The organism is Chrysiogenia bacterium (assembly GCA_020434085.1).
In the GTDB taxonomy this organism is placed as follows: Bacteria; JAGRBM01; JAGRBM01; order JAGRBM01; family JAGRBM01; genus JAGRBM01.
Genome location: JAGRBM010000118.1, coordinates 1 through 1936, shown reverse-complemented (window position 1 = coordinate 1936; position 1936 = coordinate 1). Strand labels below are relative to the sequence as shown.

Here is a 1936-nt window from a genome sequence, read left to right as displayed (position 1 = left end):
TTGTCCGCCCCGAAGCGCTCGCTCTCGGCCAGGGCTTTCTGCCAGGCCGCGGAATCCCAGATTTGAAAACGGTCGATCTGACCGACGAAGTAGACCGCCTTGTCCAGGCCCACCTTCTCGCGAAGGGTGGGCGGGACCAGGATGCGGCCCTGCTTGTCGGTGCTCAGAATCTCGGCCTGACCGACGACCACGCGCTCGAAGTGGCGACGCGCCGGATGGGTTACCGGCAACGCGCGCACGCGTTCGAGCAGTTCGTTCCAGTCTTCGTAGGGGCGCACTTCGAGGCACTGACCCTGCAGGTCCATGCTGAGTACAAGGCGATCATCGGCGCATCCCGAGAGCACGTCTCGGAACTTCGCAGGAATGCTGGTGCGACCTTTCGCGTCCAGCACATGCTCGCTACCGCCGGTGAACAATTGGATTCCCCTTCACGCCAAAGGCCCCGAACGCGCCCTCGTTTGCGCAGCCGGTGCCTGCTTAAAAACTCGCCCCAAAATTTCCCTGCTTACCCCAAGCCGAGAACTGCCAAGTGGTTCAAACTATGGGCGACTCAACCACTTTCTACCACTCTGTGGGACAAAGCTACCAATTCACCCCATCCGCTGTCAAGGGAATTCCCCTTGGAATCACGGGGGTTTAGCGGCTTTTTGTTGAATTGCTGAAGAGGGCTCAGTGGCCCTACCCTTCAAGTGGTACTTGAGGGGTTTGGGCTAAGTAGCTGAATCAATGAGGTTTCAATACCGAAGCCTTGCCCCCGGGCGGGGACGTGCGTTCAGACGGCTAAAGAGAGCCAAAATAGGGCTGGCGCCCCACCAGGGAGGATAGGACGACATGCGATCGCAGGCAGTGGTTGGGCGCTATTGCTGCTCGGGCATCACGGGCTCGAACTCACCCACGTGGTAGCGGTGGCATTTGATGCATTCGTTGCCGGCCTTTGCCGCGCTGTGGCAGCTCGCGCAGTCCTCGCGCTCCAGGGGTTTGAACTCACTGGCAAACTGCGCGGGGTCGAAACTGCGCTTGAAGGCCGGGATGTAGGCGGCGTCCTCGTTGTAGCGATGGCACTCGGCGCAGCCCTTATCGACGACCTTCAGATGGGGCTTGTGGGAGAAACGCGTGAACTCGCGCGCGGCGGTCTGCGCCTCGCCGCGCCAGTTCACCTGCAGGCCGCCGCCCTCTTTGAGATCGACGCTGTGACAGGTGGTGCAGCGCTCCTCGCCCTTCACGAAGAAGTTCAATAAGCGTTTATCGTCGGCGCCGGCGGCCAGGTCATGCCATGCACGCAGGAATCCATCGGCGTGGCCCTCGGGCAGATACCGCAGGGCAAAATCCCTGGAATCGATGAGCCAACCGCCGCTGCTCCCCCATTTCTCGGGCATCGCCATCGCGGCCTTGCCGCCGAACCATTCATCCCACGCGGCAATGAGCGCGGCTTCCGAGACGCGGTCGCTGGCCCCGAAGAGGCTCCATCCCACCTGTGCCGGGTCGTAGATCCGCTCCAGCCGAAGCAGCAACGCCCCCTGCCCGTGCTCGGCCAGTTCCTTCATCAGCCTGCGCGCCGCGCGCACGTAGCGCCCTGCCGCCCGGGCTTCTTCGTCGGTCGCGTCATAGAGATCGCTCAGGTCGAGCTCGGAGAGGAGTTCCTGATCGTCAGCAAACTCGGGGTATTCGGGATCGGCCGAGATCAGCGCGTCCAGAAACACCGAGGGCATGGCATCAAAGCCCTCGTCGGCATCGGCGGGCCAGCCTCCCACATCCACGCCGGCGCGTTTCAGGCTCATCACGTCCACGCCGGGAAGGCGCAGGAAGGCGACGCCGACCTCGGTCCTGCCCTCGCCCATCAGGTCGGCGTCGTGGCAGGTGGCGCACATGGACTCGTAGCTCTGAAGCACCATGTGCTCCTGATCGGCGTCGGGGCTGTGGCAGTCGGCGCAACGGA

General features: G+C 63.1%; 2 protein-coding genes. Both read right to left on the bottom strand.

What is annotated here, in order from left to right; all coding sequences use genetic code 11:
* Positions 1-416 (bottom strand): division/cell wall cluster transcriptional repressor MraZ (gene mraZ, locus KDH09_03935; protein ID MCB0218819.1); only part of this gene is annotated, 416 nt, incomplete at its 3' end.
* A gap of 441 nt (positions 417-857) precedes the next feature.
* A partial coding sequence (locus tag KDH09_03930) for a cytochrome c3 family protein (protein ID MCB0218818.1) occupies positions 858-1936 on the bottom strand: 1079 nt, incomplete at its 5' end.